The sequence below is a fragment of the Streptomyces hainanensis genome, from assembly GCF_004348415.1.
GTDB classification, from domain to species: domain Bacteria; phylum Actinomycetota; class Actinomycetes; order Streptomycetales; family Streptomycetaceae; genus Streptomyces; species Streptomyces hainanensis.
The window spans coordinates 1-1491 of sequence record NZ_SMKI01000814.1 but is presented as its reverse complement, the minus strand read 5'-3'; the positions used below and the strand labels follow the sequence as shown (position 1 = coordinate 1491).

At 75.5% G+C, this 1491-nt stretch carries 2 protein-coding genes; both read right to left on the bottom strand.

Annotated elements, in window-relative coordinates:
- A partial coding sequence (locus E1283_RS36155) for a DeoR family transcriptional regulator (protein ID WP_132822384.1) occupies positions 1 to 399 on the bottom strand: 399 nt, incomplete at its 3' end.
- 6 nt (positions 400 to 405) lie between these two features.
- Positions 406 to 1491, bottom strand: a 1086-nt coding sequence (gene pdxA, locus E1283_RS36150) for a 4-hydroxythreonine-4-phosphate dehydrogenase PdxA (protein WP_425086279.1), incomplete at its 5' end; no start/stop codon positions are given.

Genomic DNA, 1491 nt, shown 5'->3' with positions numbered 1-1491 from the left:
CTCCCCACCCACCCCGCCTGCGGCGGACGCCGCGGACGCCGCGCCCGCCGCGATGATGCCGGCGAGCGCCGCGCAGGTGGTGCCGGCGTCGACGAACACCGCGCCGGTGGCCGGGACGAGTTCGCCGGCGGCCTCGGCGATCGCCGCCTTGGCCCGCCGGTTCAGCAACGCGCTCTCGGCCACCGGCCGTTCGGTGAACGCCTCGGGCACGACCGCGCCGCCGTAGGTCCTGGCCACCTTGTGGTCGGCGGTGAGGCGGCCGAGGTCGCGGCGGACCGTGGACGGCGAGACGGAGAGGGCGGCGGCCAGTTCCTCCACCCGCGTGGTGCCGCCGCGCAGCAGCGCGAGCAGGGCCTCGTGCCGTTCGCGGGTGCCGCGTCTGGCGGCCGGTCGGGTCACCGCGCCTCAGCCCGCGCTGCCGTAGGTCTCGCGGATCAGCGGCACGGAGGGGCTGTAGTCGACGGCCGCCCGGTAGGCCGAGAGCATGGTGCCGTGGTCGGCGCGGCCGCTGCCGGCGATGTCGAAGGCGGTGCCGTGGTCGACGGAGGTGCGGAGGATCGGCAGGCCGACGGTGACGGAGATGGTGCCGTTGAAGTCGTAGGTCTTGGCGGGGATGTGGCCCTGGTCGTGGAAGTGGGAGAGCACGCCGTCGAAGCGCCCGGTGAGGCCCTGGTGGAAGACGGAGTCGGCGGGCACGGGGCCCGTCACGTCCAGGCCCTCGGCGCGGGCCTCGTCGCAGGCGGGGCCGATGTGCTCGATCTCCTCGTCGCCGAAGGCGCCGTTCTCCCCGCCGTGCGGGTTGACGGCGGCGACGGCGAGCCGGGGGTGTGGGGTGCCGAAGACGCGGAGCGCGGTGGTGGCCTCCCGGATGGAGCGGGCCACGCTCTCCCGGGTGATCTGGTCGAGGGCCTTCCGCAGGGCGACGTGCCGGGTGGTGAAGAAGATCCGCAGGTGGTGTCCCGGCACGGCGGTGTTGCGGACGACGAACATGGTGTCCTGGCGGGTGACGCCGGTGAGTTCGCCCAGCATCTCGGTGTGCCCGAGGTGGCTGGAGCCGGCCCGCCAGATGGCCTCCTTGTTGATGGGGGCGGTGACGATGCCGTCGACGGCGCCGTCCATGGCGGCTCGGGTGGCGGTCTCGATGGCGGCGACGGCCGCCTTTCCGGCCCGGGCGTCGACGGTGCCCCACGGTGGCAGCGAGCTGCCGAGCACCCCGGTGTCGAGGACGTCGATGACGCCCGGCCCGGCCGGCGGGGTGCGGAAGTCGGTGACCTGCCGTACCCGGACGTCGAGCCCGGCGGCGCCGGCGCCCCGGCGGAGCGCCGCGGCGTCGCCGACGGCCACGCCGTGGTGGCCGTCCTGGGGGGCGATCTCGGCGAGGGTCCTGGCGGTGATCTCGGGGCCGATGCCGGCGGGGTCGCCCAGGGTGAGGGCGAGGACGGTGCTGGTCATGCGGTTCTCCTCGGTCGGTCGGTCGGGGGTGGGGTGGGT